Here is a 22,079-nt window from a genome sequence, read left to right on the forward strand (position 1 = left end):
TATTATTTAAAATATATAGAAAGAAGGGAATTACTAATGAGTAGAAGAATGAAAACTATGGATGGTAATACCGCTGCCGGATATATATCCTACGCGTTTACAGACGTAGCAGCAATCTATCCTATAACACCATCATCCCCAATGGCTGAACATGTTGATGAATGGGCAGCACAAGGAAAGAAAAATATATTTGGTCAAACTGTAAAATTAGTTGAAATGCAATCAGAAGCAGGTGCAGCAGGTGCAGTTCACGGATCATTACAAGCAGGAGCTTTAACAACTACATATACAGCTTCTCAAGGATTACTTCTAATGATTCCTAATATGTACAAAATAGCAGGAGAACTTTTACCAGGAGTATTCCACGTTAGTGCAAGAGCTGTTGCAACTCACGCATTAAACATATTCGGAGATCACTCCGACGTTATGGCTGCAAGACAAACAGGATTTGCATTACTTGCAGAAAGTAGTGTTCAAGAAGTTATGGACTTATCAGCTGTAGCACATTTAGCAACAATAAAATCAAAGATACCATTCCTAAGTTTCTTTGATGGATTTAGAACTTCACACGAAATACAAAAAATTGAAATGTTAGAATATGATGAATTAGCTAAATTAGTTGACATGGATGCAGTTAACGAATTCAGACAAAGAGCTTTAAATCCAAATCAACCTGTAACAAGAGGAACAGCTCAAAATCCAGATATTTTCTTCCAAGGAAAAGAAGCATGTAATAAGTTCTACAATGACGTACCAGCTGTTGTTGAAAATTACATGAACGAAATAAACAAATTAACAGGAAGAGATTACAAACTATTCAACTACTATGGAGCAGAAGATGCTGAAAGAGTAATAGTTGCAATGGGATCAATCTGTGACTGTATAGAAGAAACAATAGATTACTTAATGGCTAAGGGAGAAAAAGTTGGTTTAGTTAAAGTTCACCTTTACAGACCATTCTCATTAGAACACTTCTTCAAGGTTATGCCAAAAACTGTTAAGAAGATTTCTGTTCTTGACAGAACTAAGGAACCAGGTTCAATTGGAGAACCATTATACTTAGATGTTAAATCAGCATTCTACAACTGTGAAGATATGAGACCAATAATAGTTGGTGGAAGATATGGACTAGGTTCAAAAGATACTCTTCCAGGACACATAATATCAGTATTTGATAACTTAAAAGAAGAATGTCCAAAGGATAACTTTACAGTAGCAATAGTAGATGACGTAACTCATACATCATTACCAGAAGGAGAAAATGTTGATACAACACCAGAAGGAACTACAGCATGTAAGTTCTGGGGTCTTGGATCAGACGGTACTGTTGGAGCAAACAAGAGTGCTATAAAGATCATAGGAGACCATACAGACATGTATGCTCAAGGATATTTTGCATATGACTCTAAAAAATCAGGTGGTATAACAGTATCTCACTTAAGATTTGGTAAAGAAGCAATTAAGAGTCCATACTTAATAAATAGTGCAGATTTCATAGCTTGCCATAACCAAGCATATGTTCATAAATATGATGTACTTAAAGGATTAAAGAAAGGTGGTAAGTTCTTACTTAACTGCATTTGGTCAGATGAAGAATTAGAACAACAACTACCAGCTTCTTTAAAGAATTACATTGCAGAAAATGATATAGAATTCTACACAATAAACGCTGTTAAGATCGCTCAAGAAGTTGGTCTTGGTGGAAGAATAAACATGATAATGCAATCAGCATTCTTTAAAATTGCAAACATCATACCAGTAGAAGATGCAGTTAAGTATCTTAAAGATGCAGTTGTTACTTCCTATGGTAAAAAGGGAGAAAAAGTTGTTAACATGAACAACGCTGCAATAGACAAAGGTGTAGAAGCTGCACATAGAGTAGAAGTTCCAGCATCATGGAAAACAACTACTGAAGGATTTGTAGAAAAAGCTGAAGAAAAACCAGCATTCATAAAGAATATTGTAGATGTTATGAACAGACAAGAAGGAGATAGCCTTCCAGTTTCAGCATTTAACGGATATGAAGATGGTACATTCCCACAAGGAACAGCAGCATTTGAAAAAAGAGGAATAGCAGTTAACGTTCCAGAATGGCAACAAGATAACTGTATCCAATGTAACCAATGTTCATTTGTATGTCCTCACTCAGTAATAAGACCATTCTTATTAACTGAAGAAGAAGCTAAGAATGCACCAGAAGGATACAGAATAGTTGAAGCTAAGGGAGGACCTGCATTTAAAGACTTCAAGTACACAATGTCAGTTTCACCACTTGACTGTACTGGATGTGGAAACTGTGCAGAGGTTTGTCCAGCACCAAGTAAAGCTCTTATAATGAAACCAGCTGGAACTCAATTAAAAGAACAAGAAAACTTCGCTTATTCAACAAAATTATCTAAAAAAGAAAATCCAATGAATAAGATGACTATAAAAGGTAGCCAATTTGAACAACCATTACTAGAGTTCAACGGAGCTTGTGCAGGTTGTGGAGAAGCTTCCTATGCAAGATTATTAACTCAATTATATGGAGATAGAATGATGATTGCTAACGCAACAGGTTGTACATCAATCTGGGGAGGATCAGCTCCATCAACTCCATACACAACTAATGAAAAAGGTCAAGGACCTGCTTGGGCTAACTCCCTATTCGAAGATAACGCTGAATTCGGATTAGGAATGGCTATAGGAGCTCAACAAATAAGAGAAAGATTAGTAGATAAAGCTCACGAAGCATTAAATGCTGATGTAAAAGAAGAAGTTAAAAAAGCTCTTCAAAACTGGTTAGATAACTATGATGATGGAGAAGCTTCAAAGGTAGCAACTGCTGAACTTATAGCAGTACTTGAAGGAGAAAAAGACAGTCACGATGCATTAAAAGAAATCTACAAAGATAGAAACTATCTTGTAAAACAATCTCAATGGATCTTTGGTGGAGACGGTTGGGCTTATGATATCGGATACGGCGGTGTTGACCACGTTCTAGCAAGTGGAGAAAACATAAACATCTTCGTATATGATACAGAAGTTTATTCAAACACTGGAGGACAAGCATCAAAATCTACACCAACTGCTGCAATAGCTAAATTTGCTGCTGCTGGTAAGAAAACTAGAAAGAAAGATCTTGGAATGATGGCAATGAGCTATGGATACGTATATGTTGCTCAAATAGCTATGGGTTCTGATAAGAATCAAACTATAAAAGCAATGAAAGAAGCAGAAGCATATAACGGACCATCATTAATCATAGCTTACGCTCCATGTATCAACCAAGGATTAAAGATAGGTATGTCTGCTAGCCAAGAAGAACAAAAGAGAGCTGTTGATTGTGGATACTGGCAATTATACAGATTCAACCCAGAACTTAAAGAAGAAGGAAAGAATCCATTTACATTAGATTCTAAGGAACCTGATTGGAGTAAATTCCAAGACTTCTTAATGGGTGAAGTAAGATATGCTTCCTTAAAGAAAGCATTCCCAGAAGTAGCAGATCAATTATATGCAAAAACTGAATCAGATGCAAAAGACAGATATGAAAGCTACAAAAGATTACAAGGTTAATCTATAAAATAAAGAGAAGACCACGGTCTTCTCTTTATTTTTTAAGGAAATTTCAAAAAAGCCTTTTAAAATACTTAAATTAAGGGTAAAATTATAACATAACCGAAAGGAGGTGAAAGTCTGGGAATATTTCCAGACGTTTCTATGGATAAAGATAAAATGAATAATTGTTGTTGTGATAATGATGACCACCATGACCATAATCATGGTTGTGGATGTGGATGTGAAGGTGATCATGAACACGAACATGAAGCTCTATTAGTAGATTTAGAAGATGAAGAGGGAAATGTTGTAACTTGTGAAGTAGTAGACGGTTTTAATTACAAAGAACAAGATTATGCTGTAGTAGAAAACCCAGAGGATGGAACAATATATTTATTTAAAGTAGTTGGAGACTCAGAAGAAGGAGAACTTCAAATTCCAAATGATGAAGAATTTGAAGAAGTAAGAACTTACTATGAAAGTCTTCTACAAGAAGAAGAGTAATTAATAAAAAGAACCGTTATAATTTATATCGGTTCTTTTTATTTTAAATATAGAATTAAAAGGAGATGAAAAAAATGAGTGGTGAAAAAATTAAATTGGCCATATTCGATGTAGATTTTACCTTAACTAGAAGAGAAACTCTAGTGGAATTTTATTATTTTTTACTTAAGAAAAAGCCAAGTCTAATAAAAAATCTACCTAGAAGCATAAAAGGAGGATTTTTATATCTTATTAAGATTTATGATGCAGGTAGAGCTAAAGAGGAATTTATATCTTTTATAAGAGGAATTACAGAGAAAGAAATGGAGGAAATCGTAAAGGAATTTTATGAAAAAAGACTTAAAAATATATTATATAGCGATGCCCTAGCCACTATAAAAAATTTTAAAAAAGAAGGATACAAAATATATTTAATTTCTGCCTCGGCTGAATTTTACTTAAAAGAATTATATAATATAAAAGAGGTAGATAAAATAATAGGCACAAGGTTTGAAATAAAGAATGGAAAGTATACTGGTAAGATTTATGGGGAAAATTGCAAAGGAGAAGAAAAAGTATTAAGACTTAAAAAGTATTTAAAACAAGAAGGTCTAGATGTTGATTTTAAAAAATCCTACATGTTCTCAGACTCCCTAGCAGACTTACCTTTATTTAGAGCAGTAGGGAATCCTTACTTAATAAACTTTAAAAAAGAACACGAAACTATAAAAAGATTAAGTTGGAAGTAGCAAAGAGTGTTAACGTTAACACCTGGGGATCGTTAACGTCAATGAACAATGAATAACGAAGGAGGATTTTCTTCCGCTTTGCTACAGAAAACCTTACATTTTATTTTGAAGGCTTGTTCAGGCAAGCTGAACATCGCTTTAGTTTTATAATTAAAGTTTTTTCGTAATGAGAATGGAGGAAAAATATCCATAATTGTTCATTATTAATTATTAATTATTCATTGCTAACACCGGGGGTGTTAATAAAAGAGGAGGGAGATTATGAACATATTTGGAAAATACTATATCTTTAATAATGATATCAAAGATTCTAGAGAATTTAACGATAATATTATAAAGGGAGAAAAAAATATTTATGAGGTATTAAAAGTTAAAAATAGCGTGCCACTACTACTAGAAGAACACATAAAAAGACTTAAAAGCACTTCTAATTTAACTAACCTAAAAATATGGTTGAAAGAAAGCTTTATAGAGGATTCTATAAAAAAATTAATAAAAAAAAATAAGGTGGAAGAAGGAAGTTTAAAATTTATTTTAAACTTTGAGGAAAAAAACTTTATATGTTACTTTGAAGAAACAATATTTCCCAATAAAGAAGATTTTAAAGAAGGCATATCTACTGCATTATACAATGAGGAAAGAGAAAATCCTAATGCAAAGGTTTTAAAGTTAGATTTTAGAAAAAGTTTAGATAAATTTATAAAAGATAAAAATATATTTGAAGCCATATTAGTAGATAGAAATGGATTCATAACTGAGGGAAGTAAATCCAATATATTTATGGTAAAAGACCATAAACTTATAACTACTCCATCAAAGGCTGTATTACCTGGAATTACTAGAAAACAAGTTTTAGATATATGCAATGAATTAAATATATCTGTAATAGAAAAGTATATAGGTAGTGAAGAATTAGAAGAAATAGATGGAATATTCATATCAAGCACTCCTTTTGACATTTTACCAATAAAAACTGTAGATGACTTAAAATTTAAATCGTCAAAAAATCCTTTAATTATATCTATTATGGATAAATACAATAAAAAGATATATGAATATATAAAAGATAAGAAAGATAATTAATTTTATATTGAGATTATGGGGGGATTATATTGAAAACTAAATTTATAGGATCATCTTTAGAACAGTGTATAGGGGATGCATGTAAATTATTTGATGTGGAAAAAGATAAGTTAGATTATAAAATAATAAAAAAGAAAAAAGGGCTTTTCATAAAAAAGGTAGTTATAGAAGCTAAACCTATAGAAGAAAAAGTAGAAGAAGTAATAAAAGAAAAAGAGGTGGAAGAAATAGAAACTTATAATATTGAAGAAAAAGCAAAGAAAGAAAACTATGGTACAGTTAAAATAAAAAATGGGGAGCTAATTGTAAAAAATCCTAAAAAAGATGGAAAACCAGCTAATATTGTAATTGGAGAAGATTCAGAGTATATAAATGTAAAAGTAGATGGACAAGAAGTAGTAAAAAGAGCAGAAATATATGAACATTCCACTATAGAAGTATCTTTGTATGATCAAGTTGCTTCTAGAAAGATAAATATATCTACTAGTAAGGATAACATAGAAGCCTTTGCGTCTGTATATTATGAACCAGAGATAATTTATGAGTTAAAAGATTCAGAAGAAAATAATGAGTTAATTTTAGAAAAAGTGTCAAAATATTCTAAAATGCCACCTAAATATACAGTAGAGGAAATAAAAGAACAATTGTCCAAAGGTGGAATAATTTGTGGTATAATAGAAGAAAATCTACAGAATGTCATAGAAAAAAGTTGTGATAATGTCTTAATAGCAAAAGGAGTAAGACCTATACATGAGAAAGATGATGTAATAGAGTATAGATTTAACGTAGATGAAAGAGAAAAAAAATTAGAAGAAGATGCTATGGGAAATGTGGACTTTAAGAGTATAGGCACTGTAGAGGCAGTTAAAAAAGGGGACATACTTGCTATAAGACACTCATCAAAGCCAGGAAGAGATGGAGTAGATGTAAAAGGAAAACTTTTAAAACATAAATTGGGTAAAAAAATTAGAATAAGAGCAGGAAATGGATGCCAATTAAGTGGAGAAAAAATTATTGCAAGTATTGAAGGAAAACCTTATGTAAAGAACAATGCATTCTACGTATATAGAATGTATGAAGTTAGATCTGATGTAGATTTAACTACAGGAAATATTGAATTCATTGGTGATGTTTTAGTATATGGAAATGTAAAAGAAGGTATGGAAGTAAATGCAGGAAACTCTATAACTATAAATAAAAATGTAGAAAGATCTAAAATAGAAGGTAAGGGAAATATAACTATAAAAGGAAGTATACTATCTTCAGATATATTAGGTGGAGGACAAGATGTTACTAAAATAAAAGCCATTGATAATTCAAAGGCACTTATAAACTTATTAAGAGAAATTATAGAATCTACAAAGGAAGTAAAAAGATTAGATCTATACGGAAAAGATAAAAAAGATGGTGAAATAATAAGAATATTAATGGAGCGTAAATATAAAACCCTTCCTAGAACTTGTTTAAACATCATAAGAGATATAACCGTTTGTGGTAAAGATCAAGAAGAAGGAAAAATAATATTAGCAGTAAAAAATAAATTAATAGGATTGGCTCCTTTAAATATAAAAAATTATAGAGAACTAGAAGATATAATAAAGCTTTTAGAAGAAAGAGTTGTAAAACTTGAAAAGGAATTAACTATACCTATAGATGTAATTATAGATTATTGTCAGGACTCTAATATATCCAGCTCGGGAAATGTTTATATAACAGGAAAAGGCGAATATATATCTAATATAGTATCAAATAATTCAATTTATTTTACTAGCGAAAAAGGGCTGGCTAGAGGTGGGCAAATAAAAGCTAAAAAGGAAATAAGGTGTAAAACTGTAGGAAGTATTAGTGGAGTAACTACAAAACTTATTGTAGGAGATAAAGGGGAGATTTGGGCAGATATAGCTTATCAAAATACAGTCTTTAAAGTAGGAACTAAAGAATATTTATTAGAAATGCCAAGTAAGGATATACATGTTTATCTTGATAAAAATGGAGATATAATAGCTGATAAATTATTATTATAGGAGGAATATCAATGGGAAATAAGGAAGAAAAAATATTGATATTTGGTATAAATGATGAACTTTATGCAACGGATATAATGGAGGTAGAAAGAATATTAGGCTTTGAAGAGCCTACAAGGGTACCAGACTCCCCAGCTTTTGTAGAAGGTGTTATAAATTATGAAGGAAATATACTTCCAATAATATGCTTATCTAAAAAGTTCAACATACCAAAGGTTCAAACTCATAATGACAGTGATAAGAAAATAATAGTTGTCAAAGATGAAAAGAGTAAAATTGGTATATTAGTAGATATAGTATTTGAAGTAAGAGATGTAAATAAGGATAATATTGAAGAGCCACCAGAAATAGTTGCTGGTATTTCTAGACGATATATAAAAGGCTTAATAAAAGAGGAAGATAAAATTATAATATTTTTAAATTTAGGTACTATATTAACAGAAAAAGAAAAAGAAGTTGTTAATAAATAGTAAAAATATATTTGTGAAAGGTGCATACTATGGAAGTTAAAGAATATAGGGTGGGGATTGCAGATTTAAATGTAGCAAAATCCCCAGATAGAATAATCACAGTAGGACTTGGCTCATGTATAGGTATAGCATTATATGATAGAATTAATGGCGTAGGAGGACTTTTACACATAATGCTTCCAGATAGTACTCAGTTTAAAAATGTAAGTAATCCATTAAAATTTCCTGATTTAGGGATAATTATAATGACTGATAAAATGAAAGAAAAGGGAGCTAATATTAGAAACATAAAAGCTAAAATCTCTGGTGGGGCATCTATGTTTAACTTTTCAGATAAAAGTATGGTAATGGATATTGGAAGAAGAAATATAGAAGCTGTAAGGAAGAAATTAAAGGAATTATCTATACCCATAGTAGCAGAAGAAGTTGGTGGAAATAAAGGAAGAACCATGACTCTAGATACATCAAATGGGATTGTTCAAATAAAAACTGTAGGAGTAGGTATGAAAGAAATATAATGGAGTGATATACATTGAAGAAAATAAAAGTTTTAGTAGTAGATGATTCAGCTTTAATGAGAAAAATAATATCAGATATGATAAATTCACAAAGAAATATGGAAGTAGTAGCAACAGCAAGAAACGGAAAAGATTTAATAGATAAAGTTGAAGTGCTATCACCAGATGTTATAACATTGGATGTAGAAATGCCTGTTATGGATGGTATGGAGGCGTTAAAAGAGCTGCAGAATAAAAAAATTAACATACCAGTAATAGTACTTAGTAGCTTTTCTAAAAGATCTTCAGAATTAACTATGGAATGTTTAGGGAATGGAGCTTTTGATTTTTTACCTAAGCCTTCGGGATCTATATCATTAGATATAGATAAAGTTAAAGATGATTTAATAACTAAAATAAATTTAGCACATAAAAAATGTGAAATTGTATGCTCAAGGGAAGATATTAAAAAGGATCCAAGAAAAATTAAATTAGTAAAAAGCACCTTAAATAACAAGAAAATAGAAGCAGTGGTAATAGGGGCTTCTACTGGAGGACCAAAAGCGCTTTACGAAGTAATAACGAAACTTCCAAAGAATTTAGGTGTTCCTATCTTTGTAGTACAGCATATGCCTCCAACCTTCACAAAAGCATTTGCAGATAGATTAAATAATAACAGTAATTTAAAAGTGGTAGAAGCAGCTGAAGGAGAAATAATAGAAGAAAATGTGGTATACATTGCCCAAGGAGGATATCATATGGAAATAAATAATTCTAAGATATCTCTAAATAAGGAAGAAACCTTATGGGGTGTAAGACCTGCTGTAGATAAACTCTTTTTTTCAGCTGCAAAAACTTATAAAGATAAATTATTAAGTATAGTATTAACAGGTATGGGAAAGGACGGAGCTCAAGGTACAGTGGAAGTAAAGAAAAATGGAGGAATAACCATATCCGAAGATGAATCTACATGTACAATATACGGAATGCCAAAATCAACTTTTGATACAGGGAAGGTGGACATGGTTTTACCAATACATGAAATTTCAGATGCTATAATAAAAATAGTAGAAGGAAGAGGAAATGGATATGGATTTAGAAAAATTTAAGGATTGGGTATACAAAGAATTTAGAATAAATCTTCATGCATATAAACCAAATCAATTACATAGAAGACTTTTAAGCCTTATGTCTAGAGTAGGTGCAAGAAGTGTAGATGAATATATAGATATATTAAAAAAAGATGGAGAACAAAGACAAAAGTTTTTAGATTTTATCACTATAAATGTAACAGAATTTTTTAGAAATCTTGAAATGTTTGAAGACTTAAAAAGTAAAATAAAAGCTCAACTACTTTCTGAAAATAAAAATTTAAAAGTATGGAGTGCAGCCTGTTCTATTGGAGCAGAACCATACTCCTTAGGAATACTATTAAATGAGTTAGCTCCTTTAGGTAGGCACACTATAATAGCCACAGACTTAGATGAGAAAATATTAGAAAGAGCAAAGCTTGGGTTTTATACAGAAAATGATATAAAGAATGTAAATAAAGATAGATTAGATAAATATTTTAAAAAGCATGGAGAATTTTATTTTATTGACGATAAAATAAAAAGGATGGTAAACTTTAGAAGACATGATTTGATTTTGGACAACTATGAAAAAAATTTTGATTTAATAGTGTGTAGAAATGTAGTTATATACTTTAATCAAGACATAAAGGACAAAATATATGAGAAGTTTAATGAATCCTTAAAAAAAGGTGGATTGCTTTTTGTAGGTGCTACTGAAAGCATTTACAATTATAAAAATTTTAATTTTGACAAAGCCTCCACTTTTATATACAAGAAAGCATAAGGAGGTAAGCTTATGGATACATCTCAATATATGTCAATGTTTTTAGAAGAAGCTATGGAGAACCTTCAAACTTTAAATGACTCCTTACTTCAATTAGAACAGGAGCCAGAAGATTCTGATAAGTTAAATGAAATCTTTAGAGTTGCTCACACTCTAAAGGGTATGTCGGCTACTATGGGATTTAATGAAATAGCTGAATTAACTCATAAAATGGAGGATGTATTATCGGAGTTTAGAGATGGAGAGTTAAAAGTAACAGAAAATGTTGTAACAGTGCTATTCAAATGCCTAGATACTCTAGAACAAATGGTAAATAATATTGCAGATGATATAGACGAGGAAATTTCCATAGAAGGTATAATATCTGAACTACAAGATATAAAAAAAAGTAGTGAAAAAGGAGATATAAAAGAAAAAGCCATAGAAGAAATAGCTCTAAATTCAGATTCAGATTTAAATTTAAATGAATATGATAAAAACATAATGAAGCAAGCTAAGAATAAAGGTTATAATACTTATATTATAAAAGTTATATTAAGTGAAAATACTTTATTAAAATCCGCAAGAGCCTTTTTAATATTCAAAAGCTTAGAAGATGTAGGAGAAATAGTAAAATCTGAACCTAGTGCAGAGGATATAGAAAGTGAAAACTTTGATTTTGAAATTAATTTAATGTATGTTTCTAAAGAGAATGAAAAAGAAATTTATAAAATTTTATCAGGTATTTCTGAAGTGGAAGAAGTTATGCTTCATAAATTAGAGGAAGAAAAGATCATAGAAGAGTCTAAGGAACATACAGCCTCAAATTTAGATTTGGATTTAAATGAATATGACATAAATGTAGTAAAACAAGCAGAGGATAAGGGATTTGATTCTTATGCTATAAAAGTTGTATTAAATGAAAATACCCTGTTAAAATCTGCAAGAGCTTTTTTAATATTTAAGAATTTAGAGGATTCAGGGGAAATAGTAAAATCCATACCTAGTGTAGAGGATATAGAAAGAGAAAATTTTGATTTTGAAATTAATTTAATGTATATTTCTAATAGAGCTAAAGAAGAAATTTATGAAATTTTATCAAATATCTCTGAAGTTGAACAAGTTATGGTCGATAATGTAAATGTAGAGAAAGAAAGAGAAAAAATAATCAAAGCGGAAGAAAAAGTTGTGGCCATAAAGGAAAAAGTTCAACAAGAAAAGTCAAAGGTGGATGTGAAAAGTGTACAAAACAACAAACCTAGGGGAAAAAAAGAGCACCAATTTAAGAAACAACATCAATCTGTAAGAGTAGACTTAGGTAGGCTAGACAAATTTATGAATATGGTATCCGAACTTGTTATTAACAGAACTAGATTAGAGCAAATAAGTCAAAACTATAAATTAACAGAACTAAATGAAACACTAGAACAGGTAGCAAGAACTACCTCAGATCTGCAAGATTTAGTTATGAAAATAAGAATGTTACCATTGGATATTGTATTTAATAGATTTCCAAGACTTATAAGAGATTTATCTGTTGAATTAGACAAGGAAATGGAACTTATCATAAAAGGACAAGATACAGAATTAGATAGAACTGTTATAGATGAAATAGGAGAGCCATTAATTCACTTAATAAGAAATGCAGCAGACCATGGAATAGAACCTACGGAAGAAAGAATAAAAAAGGGAAAAAATCCAGTTGGGAAAATAAAGCTTCTTGCATACCAAGAAGGTACAAAGGCTGTTATAAAAGTTGAAGATGATGGTGGTGGAATAGATGTTCAAAAAGTAAGAGCTAAAGCGAATAGGCTTGATATAAACACAGAGGGAATGACAGACAATGATATAAGAAATCTTATATTCATGCAAGGTTTTAGCACTAATGAAAAGGTAACAGATATTTCAGGTAGAGGGGTTGGAATGGATGTTGTAAAAACCAAAATAGCCTCTCTTGGTGGAAGTGTAGAAGTAATTAGTGAAGAGAATAAAGGGTCTTCTTTCATAATTAGACTTCCATTAACACTTCAAATAATACAGGCTCTTCTTGTTAAAGTAGGAGAAGAAACCATGGCTATATCCTTAGGATACATAGATAGGGTTATAGATTTTAAGGAGGACTTAATAAAGAAAACAAATAATAAAGAAGTTATAATATATAATGAAAATGTAATACCTCTTATAAGACTTAGCAAAAGACTAAATTTAGAAGAATCTAATAGCAAGAAGAAATACATTGTAATAGTTAAAGTAGGAGAAAAGAATATAGGATTAGTGGTGGATTCATTATTAGGGCAACAAGAAATAGTTATAAAACCATTAGGGAAAACACTACAAGGATTAAAAGAATACATAGGTGCTACCATATTGGGAGATGGCTTGGTGACTCTTATACTAGATGTTAGCTCTTTAGTTTAAGGAGGAATGTACATGACGTATTTAAGTCTTACACCACTACAACTTGATGTGTTAAAAGAAGTAGGGAATATAGGAACAGGCAATGCGGCAACAGCTCTATCGCAACTCTTAAATAGGAAAATAGATATGTCTGTTCCATATATAAATATAGTTCCCTTTGATAAAATGTTTAAAGGGATAAAAGAGGAAGAAATAGTTTATGGAATACTTGTAAGAGTTCTTGGTGATACCCCTGGAAATATATTATTTGTTTTTGAAAAAGAAACGGCAAATAATATAATAGAAATATTAACAGGTATGAAAGAAACGGAATTATCGTCATTAGGTAAATCTGTAATAGAGGAGCTGGGGAATATAATCTCTGCATCTTATATGAACGCTATAGCAAAATTTACCAACCTAACCATAATTCCATCGGTTCCAGCAGTAACCTATGATATGCTAGGAGCAATTTTATCCACAACATTTATAGAGTCAGGACAGTTTGATGAATGTGTATTAGATATAGAAACTGTGTTTTTACAAGATGATTCAGAGATAAAAGGGCATTTTTATTATATACCAATGCCCGGTTCATTAGAAAAAATATTAAATTCATTAGGAGTAATGTAATTTGGAGGGAAAGAAATGTCTAAAGTATTAATTGTTGATGATGCTGCTTTTATGAGAATGATGATAAAGGATATACTAGAAAAAAACGGTTTTGAAGTAGTAGGAGAAGCCAGTAATGGAGTAAAAGCTGTAGAACTATATAAAACAGAAAAACCTGATGTAGTAACAATGGATATAACTATGCCTGATATGGATGGTATAGAGGCAGTAAAAGAAATAAAATCCATAGATCCAGATGCAAAGGTAATAATGTGCTCAGCTATGGGACAACAAACTATGGTAGTGGATGCTATAAAAGCTGGAGCTAAAGATTTTATAGTAAAGCCTTTTCAACCAGACAGAGTATTAGAAGCCATAAAAAAAGTAATAGGATAAATCAAAAGTAGAGATAGATTACAAATCTCTATCTCTACTTTTAGTTTAAAAAAGGCTGGAGGTGAGGATATGCAGATTGTGATTTTCAAATTAAAAGACGAACAATTTGCAGTGGAAACTGAAAAAATTGAAGGTATTAATGATACTATGGAAACAACAAAAGTGCCTAATGCACCAGCTTATATAAAAGGACTTATAAATCTTAGAGGTAATATAATATCATTACTAGACATTAATCTATTATTAAACGTACCAGATCATGAAAAAGAACAAGAAAATATAATAATATTAAAGCTAGAAGAAGAATTAGTAGGGGTTAATGTAGATAATGTAGATGAAGTAATAGATATAAACCCTGATATTATAGAAAAAGTAGATGAGGAAAATAAAAAAGATTACATAAAAGGAGTTATAAATTTTAAAGATAGAATTGTAACATTAATAGATATAGATAAACTTCTTTTAAATCAGTAGGAAATGAGGGAAATATATGGGAGAAGTTCTATCTCAGGGTGAAATAGATGCCCTATTGGCAGCTTTTTCTTCAGGAGAATTATCACCAGATGAAATTCCAAAAGAAGAGGAAAAACAAAAAGTTAAAATATATGATTTTAGAAGTCCTCAAAAGTTTTCAAAGGATCACATAAGAACATTGGAATTAATTCATGATAATTATGCTAGAATAATGTCAAATTATTTAACAGCACATATGAGGAAAAATATAAAAGCTAAAATAGAATCAGTACAACAAATAACCTATGAGGAATTTATACATTCCATACCTAACCCAACGGTATTAACTGTATTTAAAGCACCTCCTTTAAATGGAACAGTTTTATTTGAAACAAATCCAAAATTTGTTTTTGAAGTTATGGATGTACTTTTAGGAGGAAATGCCGAGGGACGTGAGTATAAGCTTAGAGAATTTACCGATATAGATAAAAATATAATAAAACAGGTAAATGAAGGACTAATAGAGGGAATAAAGCTTGCTTGGGAAGATATATTAGAGTTATACCCAGAAATAGAAAGCATAGAAACAAACCCAGCTCTAAATCAAACTTTAGCACCAAATGAACCTGTAGCATTAATTACTTTCTCTGTAGATATGGGAAAGAGTAGTACTTTCATAAATATTTGTATACCATATTTAAGTATAGAAAAAATACTAGATAAATTAGTTATACAGTATTGGTTCCAAGAAAATAACGAGGCGGTAAGAGAAGAATCAAACAAACAATTAAGAGATAGAATAAATATAGTAGAAACGGAACTTGTAGCAGTACTTGGAGGTGCTAAAATAACAGTAGAAGAATTTTTAAGACTATCCTTAGGAGATGTTTTAATACTAGATAATCAAATAGATAAGCCAATCAGTATAAATGTAGAAAATCAATTATATGCTTATGGCAAGCCAGGAGTAGTAGACAAAAATATGGGAATTCAAATATTAGATATATTAGATAAGGATGTGGAAAATTATGAATGATGGTTTTCTTTCACAAGATGAAATAAATTCACTATTAAATGGTGAAAACTCAGATGATAGTGAATTTATTGAAGAAGATAAAGAAAATGTAGATGAAGTGATGGAAGATGCAGGTCATGTGGAAGAAGAGACCTTATCAGATTTAGAAAAAGATCTTCTAGGAGAGATAGGAAATATATCCATGGGGTCTGCTTCAACAGCTCTTTCCAATATAATAAAGCAACAGGTTAACATTACCACTCCTGTAGTTTCTGCAACTACTTTAAATAAGTTAAAAAACACTTTTGAGGTTCCCAATATTGCCTTAGAAGTAAAGTATACAAGTGGAATATTAGGTGAAAACTTATTAGTCATGAAAATAACAGAGGCTGCAGTAGTTGCTAATTTGATGATGGGAGGAGATGGGATAGTTAAGGATGTAACCTCTCTTTCCGAAATAGAAGTAAGTGCTGTTTCAGAAGCTATGAATCAAATGATAGGCTCTTCAGCTACTTCTATGGCTACTATGCTTGGGAGAGAAGTAAATATATCACCTCCTATATCAAAAATATGGGATGATTTAACTTCACCTCTATCAGAAAATATTGATGAAAATGAGACTATAATTAAGGTATCTTTTAAACTTAATATAGGAACTCTAGTGGATAGTCAAATAATGCAATTGTTACCAATGGAAATGGCTAAGAAAATAGTGGCGATTATGATGGGCGAAGATATTCAAGAGGAAATAGGAGAAGAAGTCATGCCAGAAATACCTCAAGTTGAAGAAACACAGCATGACTTAGATATTACTGGGGGTGAGGAGTTGTCAAAGACACAAGTAGAAATGCAAAGGGAACAGGCAACATATACAAATGAAAGTCCAACTTATCATAGGGAAACACCAAGAGTACAAGAAAAACCAATAGAGGTGCAAGAAGCTATATTTCAACCATTACAGCAGACTTCTAAAGGTGAAGAATTACCTAGAAATATAGATTTAATAATGGATGTACCACTAGATATATCAGTAGTATTAGGAAGAACAAAGCTTAATATAAAGGAAATATTAAATTTAGGTACAGGCTCTTTAATAGAACTTGATAAATTAGCAGAAGAACCTGTAGAAATACTAGTAAACGGAAAGCCTGTAGCTTTTGGAGAAGTTGTAGTTATAGATGAAAATTTTGGTGTAAGAATAACTGATATAGTAAACAATGTAGAAAAAATAAAATCCCTAGGAGGGAAATAAAAAAAGTAACGGGAAGCCGTTACTTTTTTTAATGAACAACATTAGCCAATATAAGTTTTTTTATTTTAATTATCAATTTTTTATAATACATGTCGATAATAGAGTTAAGTATAAAATGTTTAAAGAACAAGGAGTGTAATGAATATGAAAATAGGTGGAATAGGTTCTAATAGTGCAATAAATAGCTATGACAGAAACAAAAACACCCTTGATAATAGAAAGGTCAATAATGACAAAAAAAAGGACTCTATAGAAATATCTTCTTTAGGGAAAAGTCTAAGTAAGTATTCCATAGAAGATGATAAAATAGACCGAGAAAAAAGAATAGAGACTATAAGAGAAGAAATATCTAAGGGTACTTACAATATACATTCAAAATATATAGCTAAGGGTCTAATTGATGCTATGAAAGGCAGATTCTAATCTTTTGGAGGTGAAAACTTGACCCAGGAACTAAACAATATAATTTTAGGAGAGATAAAGGCCTTTGAAGAACTACTAAAAGTATTAGATAAACAACATGAGTACATTGTGAAAAATAATATTTTTAAAATGGAAAGTATAGTAGATGAAATAGAAGAAAATAGTAAAAACATAGCAAGATATGAAATGGATAGAAGAAAAATTACAAAAGGTCGTCCCATGACGGAAATAATAAGAGAATATAGGGATGAAGAATTGGAAACTAACTACAGAAAAGCTAGAAAGTTACTAGAAGAATTAAATCTACAAAAAGATACTAATGAAACATTATTAAAACAAGGAATAGTATATGCAAATAAAATGCTTCAGATAATAAATCCAAATAGGGAAGCTAAAACTTATAGTGTCCATGGAAAAATGAAGTAGAAAGACAAAATAAAATTTGGAGGTTAAAAACTATGTCAGGTTTATTTGGAACCCTACATGTGGGTAAAAGCGGAATTTTTGCAAATCAAAAAGCTATTGATGTAACATCTCATAATATGGCAAATGCAAATACAGAAGGATATTCAAGACAAAGGGCAGAATTACAAACAGAGAGACCTTTTTGTACTCCTTCTATGAACAATGCAGTAGGAGCAGGACAATTAGGTAGAGGAGTTAATGTAGCAGATATAAACAGAGTAAGAGATGCATTTTTAGACTATCAAGTTAGAATAGAGCTAGGAGTGCAAGGCACATATGTTGAAAGAAATAAATTTTTAAATGAAATAGAAAATATATTTAGTGAGCCTAGTGAAACAGGTATATCCACTCTTTTGGGGAAATTTTACAAAGGGTGGCAAGAACTTTCAAAACAACCCCACAGTTCTAATGCTAGAACCGTAGTGGCAGAACAATCAAAGGCATTAACAGATGAATTAAATCATTTACACAAGCAATTAAATAAATTAAAAGATAATACTAAAAACTGCATAAGACAAGATTTAAACGATGTAAATTCAATTTTAGATCAAATGGAAAGACTAAACGAAGAAATAATTCAAATAACAACAGCAGGTCAAAGACCAAATGACTTATTAGACAAAAGAGACCTTTTAATAGATAAGCTTAGTTCTAAGTTTGGCATTAATATAGATAAAAAAGGTTTAAATGCCATAGATATTAATACAAATGGACAAAAAGGATCAGAACCACCAAAAGATAAAAACCTTATACAAGCAGTAAATCCTGATGAATCAGTAAGACTTGCCTATATAAGTAGTATTGAACCTGATGGGAAACATAAACCAGGGGAAGCAGGAAAATATAAAATAACTTATTATAAAAATGCGGATATAACAGATGATAAAAATAAAGTTACTTTTGAAATAAATTTAAATGAAACTCAATACAAAGAATTAGATAGATCCAGAACACTGTGGACAGATAAAAAAGGTGATACTTTAGATAAAGATGGCAATGTTAAAAAATCTCCTCAATTTGATGATTTAAAAATATTTAATCCTAACACAGGTAATTTAAATGGATATATGACCGTTCAAGATGACATAGATGTTCAAATAGAACAATTAGATAAATTAGCAAGATCCTTAGCTTATACAGTGAATGCTGTACATAGTCAAAGTGAGGGGTATTCAGATAAAGATTTATTCTTTGTAAATAAAGACGGTGGACCTGAACATGAAATAACAGCAGGCAATATAACTATTAAAAAAGAAATATTAGAAAATGTTATGAATATAAAAGTAGGTAAAGGAGATAAACCAGGAGAAACAGATGGAACTAGAGCCCTTGCCATTGCAAATTTAATGGATAAACTTATGGCAATACAAAATTTAGATTTGACAGAAAAAGACAGAAGAGAAGCTTTAGTTAAGCTAGGTAGTGGATGGGGACCAGATGAAGCAGGTATTAATACTATAACGGCAAATACCAATGGTATGACTTATGGAGGTTACTTTAAGGATGTGGTAGATAAACTTGGAGTTCAAAGTCAAGAAGCTAAAAGAATGGTTAAAAATCAATTTATAGTTCTTTCAAATTTTCAACAATCAAGAGAACAGGCATCAGGAGTATCCATTGATGAGGAAACCACAAATTTAATACAGTTTCAACATGCTTACCAAGCAAATGCTAAAATCATATCCACTGTAGATGAACTACTAGATGTAGTTATAAATGGATTAAAAAGATAGGAGGAAATATAAATGAGAATAACCAATAAAATGCTTGCAAATAATTTCTTAACAGACATGACTACAAATTTAAATAATTTGCAAACTATACAACAACAACTTACATCAGGAAAGGAAATAAGAAGGCCCTCTGATGACCCAATAAAGGTTGCAAGAGCAATGCAATTACATTCAGAAATAAGTGCAAATCAACAATACAATGAAAACATAAAGGATACCCTTAGTTGGTTAGAACAAACAGATACAGCCCTAGGACAATTAGGAGAACAATCCCAAAGAGTAAGAGAACTTTTAGTATCTGCTGGAAATGCAGCTTATGGATCAGATGAAAGAAAAAAGATAAATGATGAAGTTAAAGAAATAGTGGGACAAATGTCTCAAACCTTAAATGCAAGCTTTGACGGAAGATATATCTTTGGTGGAACTAGGGGAACTTCCAAGCCCGTAAATGTAAAGGATAATAAATTAGTTTATGCTGAAAGAGATGGTAGTGAACTTGGTGCTGCCGAAAAAATTATGAAAGAAAAACTAGTAACAGAAATCTCTCAAGGGGTTAGAATAGAATACAATATAACTGCAACAGAGGCTATGCAATTTAAAGATGCAAAAGGAAATGATAGAGACTTAAGAGATATACTAGAAAAGATAGTAGAACATTTAGAATCACCAGATGATGATAAAATAAAAGAAATAACCAAAGGGGATTTAGAAGCTTTAGATGCAGTTATGGATAATACTTTAAAATTAAGATCTCAAGTAGGAGCAAAAGGAAACAGAATGGAAAGTGCTTTAGAAAAGAATAAAGAAGAAAACTTTAATTTAAAGGAAATATTATCTAAAACAGAGGATATTGACCTTGCTGAAAAAAGCATGGAATTCGCAGTAGCTATATCAGTTTATATGTCTGCACTACAAACTAGTGCAAGGGTTCTTCAACCAACTCTTATGGACTACGTGAGATAATTTCAATGAATAACTAATAATGAATAATGAACAACTTTAACCAATGAACAATTAATAATTAAGGAGGATTTTCTTCTACTACGTTACAGAAAATCTTACGTTTTATTAGATTTGTTAAAGATAGTTATACAATGGAAAACTCGTTCAGTAAAACTGAACATTGAAGATATCTTAGATTTAGTTAACTTAAAAAAGTTTAGAATTAGCTAAACATAAAGATCTTATAAAATTAAAAACTTTTCGTAATGTTAATGAAGAAAAGTTAGCCGTAATTATTCATTGTTCATTATACATTATTCATTAACTGAAGGCGGTGTGGTTATGAAATTAAATACAAAACATCATGGAACTATAGATTATGAAGAAAAGGACATAATAAATTTTAAAAGAGGATTACCAGGATTCGAACATTTAAAAAAATTTATAGTATATTCCATAGAGGAAAACAATATATTTAGTGTACTTCAATCACTAGAAGAAGAGAATATCGGTATACCTGTACTATCACCTTTTACTATATGTAGTGACTATGAAGTGAAGTTAACAGAAGAACAAATAAAAAATTTAAAAATAAAATCTGAAGAAGAAGTATGGGTATTAAATACTGTTACTATAAATTCAGACTATAAAGAAATAACTACTAATTTAAGAGCACCTATAATTATAAATATAAAAGAGAGAATTGGGGAACAAATAATATTAAAAAATGAAGAATATAAAATAAAATACCCAATCTTTCAGGAGGAAAATAAATGCTAGTAGTTGGAAGAAAAAAAGGCGAATCCATAATAATAGGTGATGACATAGAAGTAACAGTGGTAAAAATAGATGATGGAACTGTAAAACTTGCAATTAGTGCTCCAAAGGATGTAACTATACTTAGAAAAGAACTTGTAAAAGAAGTGCAAGAAGAAAACAAGAAGGCGGCTAGTGTAGACTTTACCATTTTAAATAAATTAAAATAATTTAACAAAATAAGAGAGGTGTACAGCATGGAAGTTAATTTAGTGAGTCAAGGAGGACACACAGCTACTCTTAATTACAATACAGAAAGTTTTTTTGATATGACAATAATGCAATCTCCCCCATTAGGGGAAAATATTTTAATAGGAGATAATAGAGAGTTTTTAATTAAAGATAAAAATTATACATTAGATGAAGCAAAAAAAGCTGCGGATAAATTAAACAAATTATTTGAAGACAAATCTACCTATGTTGAATATGAGGTATATGGAAAATCCAAAAGTATAACTATTAAAATATTGGACAATAAAACAAAAGAAATTGTAAAGGAAATTCCCCCAAGAAAGCTTATAGATATGGTGGACAAGCTTTGTGAACTAGCGGGTGTATTTGTAGATAAAAGAGCCTAGAATCATAGAGGTGATATTATGGAATTTAAATTGAACAAAATAGATACAGAACTAAGACAACAGGTTCAAGATTCCACAAAAGAAGGGCTTATACACAGAAAAAAAGAAATAATTATAAATAAAGATTCAAAGAAAGAAAATAAAGAAAAATTTCAACAAAGTTTAAAAAAGCATTCTAAAAAAGATGCTAAAAGGCTTTCTGTAGAGGCAGAAAAAGTAGAAGAGGTAACAGTGGAAGCTTTTATAGATAAGGATTCAGAAAAGGAAACTTCAAGGGGAAGATTTCTAGACATTAAAAGGTAGGTGTAAGTAAAA

At 30.5% G+C, this 22,079-nt stretch carries 23 protein-coding genes; all 23 read left to right on the forward strand.

Annotated elements, in window-relative coordinates; all coding sequences use genetic code 11:
• The first annotated feature begins 36 nt into the window (after positions 1-36).
• The 23 genes from nifJ to B5D21_RS01320 all read left to right on the forward strand — a co-directional run bounded on the left by nifJ (position 37) and on the right by B5D21_RS01320 (position 22,067).
• Positions 37-3,558 carry a pyruvate:ferredoxin (flavodoxin) oxidoreductase gene (gene nifJ, locus B5D21_RS01210; protein WP_035110378.1) on the forward strand — a complete coding sequence of 1,174 codons (3,522 nt, stop codon included), beginning with the start codon at positions 37-39 and terminating at the stop codon, positions 3,556-3,558.
• A 144-nt stretch (positions 3,559-3,702) separates the two neighbouring features.
• Complete coding sequence (locus B5D21_RS01215; protein ID WP_011099932.1) at positions 3,703-4,044, forward strand: DUF1292 domain-containing protein; 342 nt, start codon at positions 3,703-3,705, stop codon at positions 4,042-4,044.
• A gap of 65 nt (positions 4,045-4,109) precedes the next feature.
• Positions 4,110-4,772, forward strand: a complete 663-nt coding sequence (locus B5D21_RS01220) for an HAD-IB family hydrolase (protein WP_011099931.1) — start codon at positions 4,110-4,112, stop codon at positions 4,770-4,772.
• A 261-nt stretch (positions 4,773-5,033) separates the two neighbouring features.
• Positions 5,034-5,855 (forward strand): aminotransferase class IV, encoded by an 822-nt coding sequence (locus B5D21_RS01225; protein WP_011099930.1) that lies wholly within the window; start codon positions 5,034-5,036, stop codon positions 5,853-5,855.
• Positions 5,856-5,884: 29 nt separating this feature from the next.
• The gene (locus B5D21_RS01230) at positions 5,885-7,879 is read left to right on the forward strand and encodes a DUF342 domain-containing protein (RefSeq protein ID WP_035127640.1); all 1,995 of its coding nucleotides are present in this window, start codon (positions 5,885-5,887) and stop codon (positions 7,877-7,879) included.
• An 11-nt stretch (positions 7,880-7,890) separates the two neighbouring features.
• Positions 7,891-8,349 carry a chemotaxis protein CheW gene (locus tag B5D21_RS01235; RefSeq protein WP_011099928.1) on the forward strand — a complete coding sequence of 153 codons (459 nt, stop codon included), beginning with the start codon at positions 7,891-7,893 and terminating at the stop codon, positions 8,347-8,349.
• A 29-nt stretch (positions 8,350-8,378) separates the two neighbouring features.
• Positions 8,379-8,867, forward strand: coding sequence for a chemotaxis protein CheD (locus B5D21_RS01240; RefSeq protein WP_035109435.1), 489 nt, complete (start codon positions 8,379-8,381; stop codon positions 8,865-8,867).
• A gap of 14 nt (positions 8,868-8,881) precedes the next feature.
• On the forward strand, positions 8,882-9,955 hold the full coding sequence (locus B5D21_RS01245; RefSeq protein WP_035109437.1) for a protein-glutamate methylesterase/protein-glutamine glutaminase: 1,074 nt from the start codon (positions 8,882-8,884) through the stop codon (positions 9,953-9,955).
• Entirely contained in the window at positions 9,936-10,703 is a 768-nt protein-coding gene (locus B5D21_RS01250; RefSeq protein ID WP_035109439.1) for a CheR family methyltransferase, read from the forward strand. The genes B5D21_RS01245 and B5D21_RS01250 overlap by 20 nt, the downstream gene beginning before the upstream one ends.
• A 12-nt stretch (positions 10,704-10,715) precedes the next feature.
• Entirely contained in the window at positions 10,716-13,100 is a 2,385-nt protein-coding gene (locus B5D21_RS01255; protein WP_078688059.1) for a chemotaxis protein CheA, read from the forward strand.
• Positions 13,101-13,112: 12 nt separating this feature from the next.
• Positions 13,113-13,712: a chemotaxis protein CheC gene (locus B5D21_RS01260; protein ID WP_035109441.1), complete on the forward strand. Its 600-nt coding sequence runs from the start codon at positions 13,113-13,115 to the stop codon at positions 13,710-13,712.
• A 15-nt stretch (positions 13,713-13,727) separates the two neighbouring features.
• A complete protein-coding gene (locus tag B5D21_RS01265) occupies positions 13,728-14,087 on the forward strand; it encodes a response regulator (protein ID WP_035127638.1) in 360 nt (119 codons plus the stop codon).
• Positions 14,088-14,156: 69 nt separating this feature from the next.
• Complete coding sequence (locus B5D21_RS01270; RefSeq protein ID WP_011099921.1) at positions 14,157-14,561, forward strand: chemotaxis protein CheW; 405 nt, start codon at positions 14,157-14,159, stop codon at positions 14,559-14,561.
• A gap of 16 nt (positions 14,562-14,577) precedes the next feature.
• Positions 14,578-15,576 carry a flagellar motor switch protein FliM gene (gene fliM, locus B5D21_RS01275; protein ID WP_011099920.1) on the forward strand — a complete coding sequence of 333 codons (999 nt, stop codon included), beginning with the start codon at positions 14,578-14,580 and terminating at the stop codon, positions 15,574-15,576.
• Positions 15,569-16,807 carry a flagellar motor switch phosphatase FliY gene (gene fliY, locus B5D21_RS01280; RefSeq protein ID WP_035127634.1) on the forward strand — a complete coding sequence of 413 codons (1,239 nt, stop codon included), beginning with the start codon at positions 15,569-15,571 and terminating at the stop codon, positions 16,805-16,807. Before fliM ends, fliY begins: the two co-directional genes overlap by 8 nt.
• A gap of 144 nt (positions 16,808-16,951) precedes the next feature.
• Positions 16,952-17,230, forward strand: a complete 279-nt coding sequence (gene flgM, locus B5D21_RS01285; protein WP_035125058.1) for a flagellar biosynthesis anti-sigma factor FlgM — start codon at positions 16,952-16,954, stop codon at positions 17,228-17,230.
• 18 nt (positions 17,231-17,248) lie between these two features.
• Positions 17,249-17,656: a flagellar protein FlgN gene (locus tag B5D21_RS01290; RefSeq protein ID WP_011099918.1), complete on the forward strand. Its 408-nt coding sequence runs from the start codon at positions 17,249-17,251 to the stop codon at positions 17,654-17,656.
• A 32-nt stretch (positions 17,657-17,688) separates the two neighbouring features.
• Positions 17,689-19,428 carry a flagellar hook-associated protein FlgK gene (flgK, locus tag B5D21_RS01295; RefSeq protein WP_011099917.1) on the forward strand — a complete coding sequence of 580 codons (1,740 nt, stop codon included), beginning with the start codon at positions 17,689-17,691 and terminating at the stop codon, positions 19,426-19,428.
• 12 nt (positions 19,429-19,440) lie between these two features.
• Complete coding sequence (gene flgL, locus B5D21_RS01300) at positions 19,441-20,391, forward strand: flagellar hook-associated protein FlgL (RefSeq protein WP_011099916.1); 951 nt, start codon at positions 19,441-19,443, stop codon at positions 20,389-20,391.
• Positions 20,392-20,712: 321 nt separating this feature from the next.
• Positions 20,713-21,150 carry a flagellar assembly protein FliW gene (gene fliW / locus B5D21_RS01305; protein WP_035109452.1) on the forward strand — a complete coding sequence of 146 codons (438 nt, stop codon included), beginning with the start codon at positions 20,713-20,715 and terminating at the stop codon, positions 21,148-21,150.
• On the forward strand, positions 21,144-21,356 hold the full coding sequence (csrA, locus tag B5D21_RS01310) for a carbon storage regulator CsrA (RefSeq protein WP_035125060.1): 213 nt from the start codon (positions 21,144-21,146) through the stop codon (positions 21,354-21,356). The genes fliW and csrA overlap by 7 nt, the downstream gene beginning before the upstream one ends.
• Before the next feature lie 27 nt (positions 21,357-21,383).
• Positions 21,384-21,764 (forward strand): flagellar protein FlaG, encoded by a 381-nt coding sequence (locus B5D21_RS01315; protein WP_035125063.1) that lies wholly within the window; start codon positions 21,384-21,386, stop codon positions 21,762-21,764.
• Positions 21,765-21,782: 18 nt separating this feature from the next.
• A complete protein-coding gene (locus B5D21_RS01320; protein ID WP_035125065.1) occupies positions 21,783-22,067 on the forward strand; it encodes a hypothetical protein in 285 nt (94 codons plus the stop codon).
• Positions 22,068-22,079: the final 12 nt, after the last annotated feature.

Origin of the sequence: Clostridium tetani (genome assembly GCF_900167265.1) — a bacterium.
Lineage (GTDB): Bacteria > Bacillota > Clostridia > Clostridiales > Clostridiaceae > Clostridium_G > Clostridium_G tetani.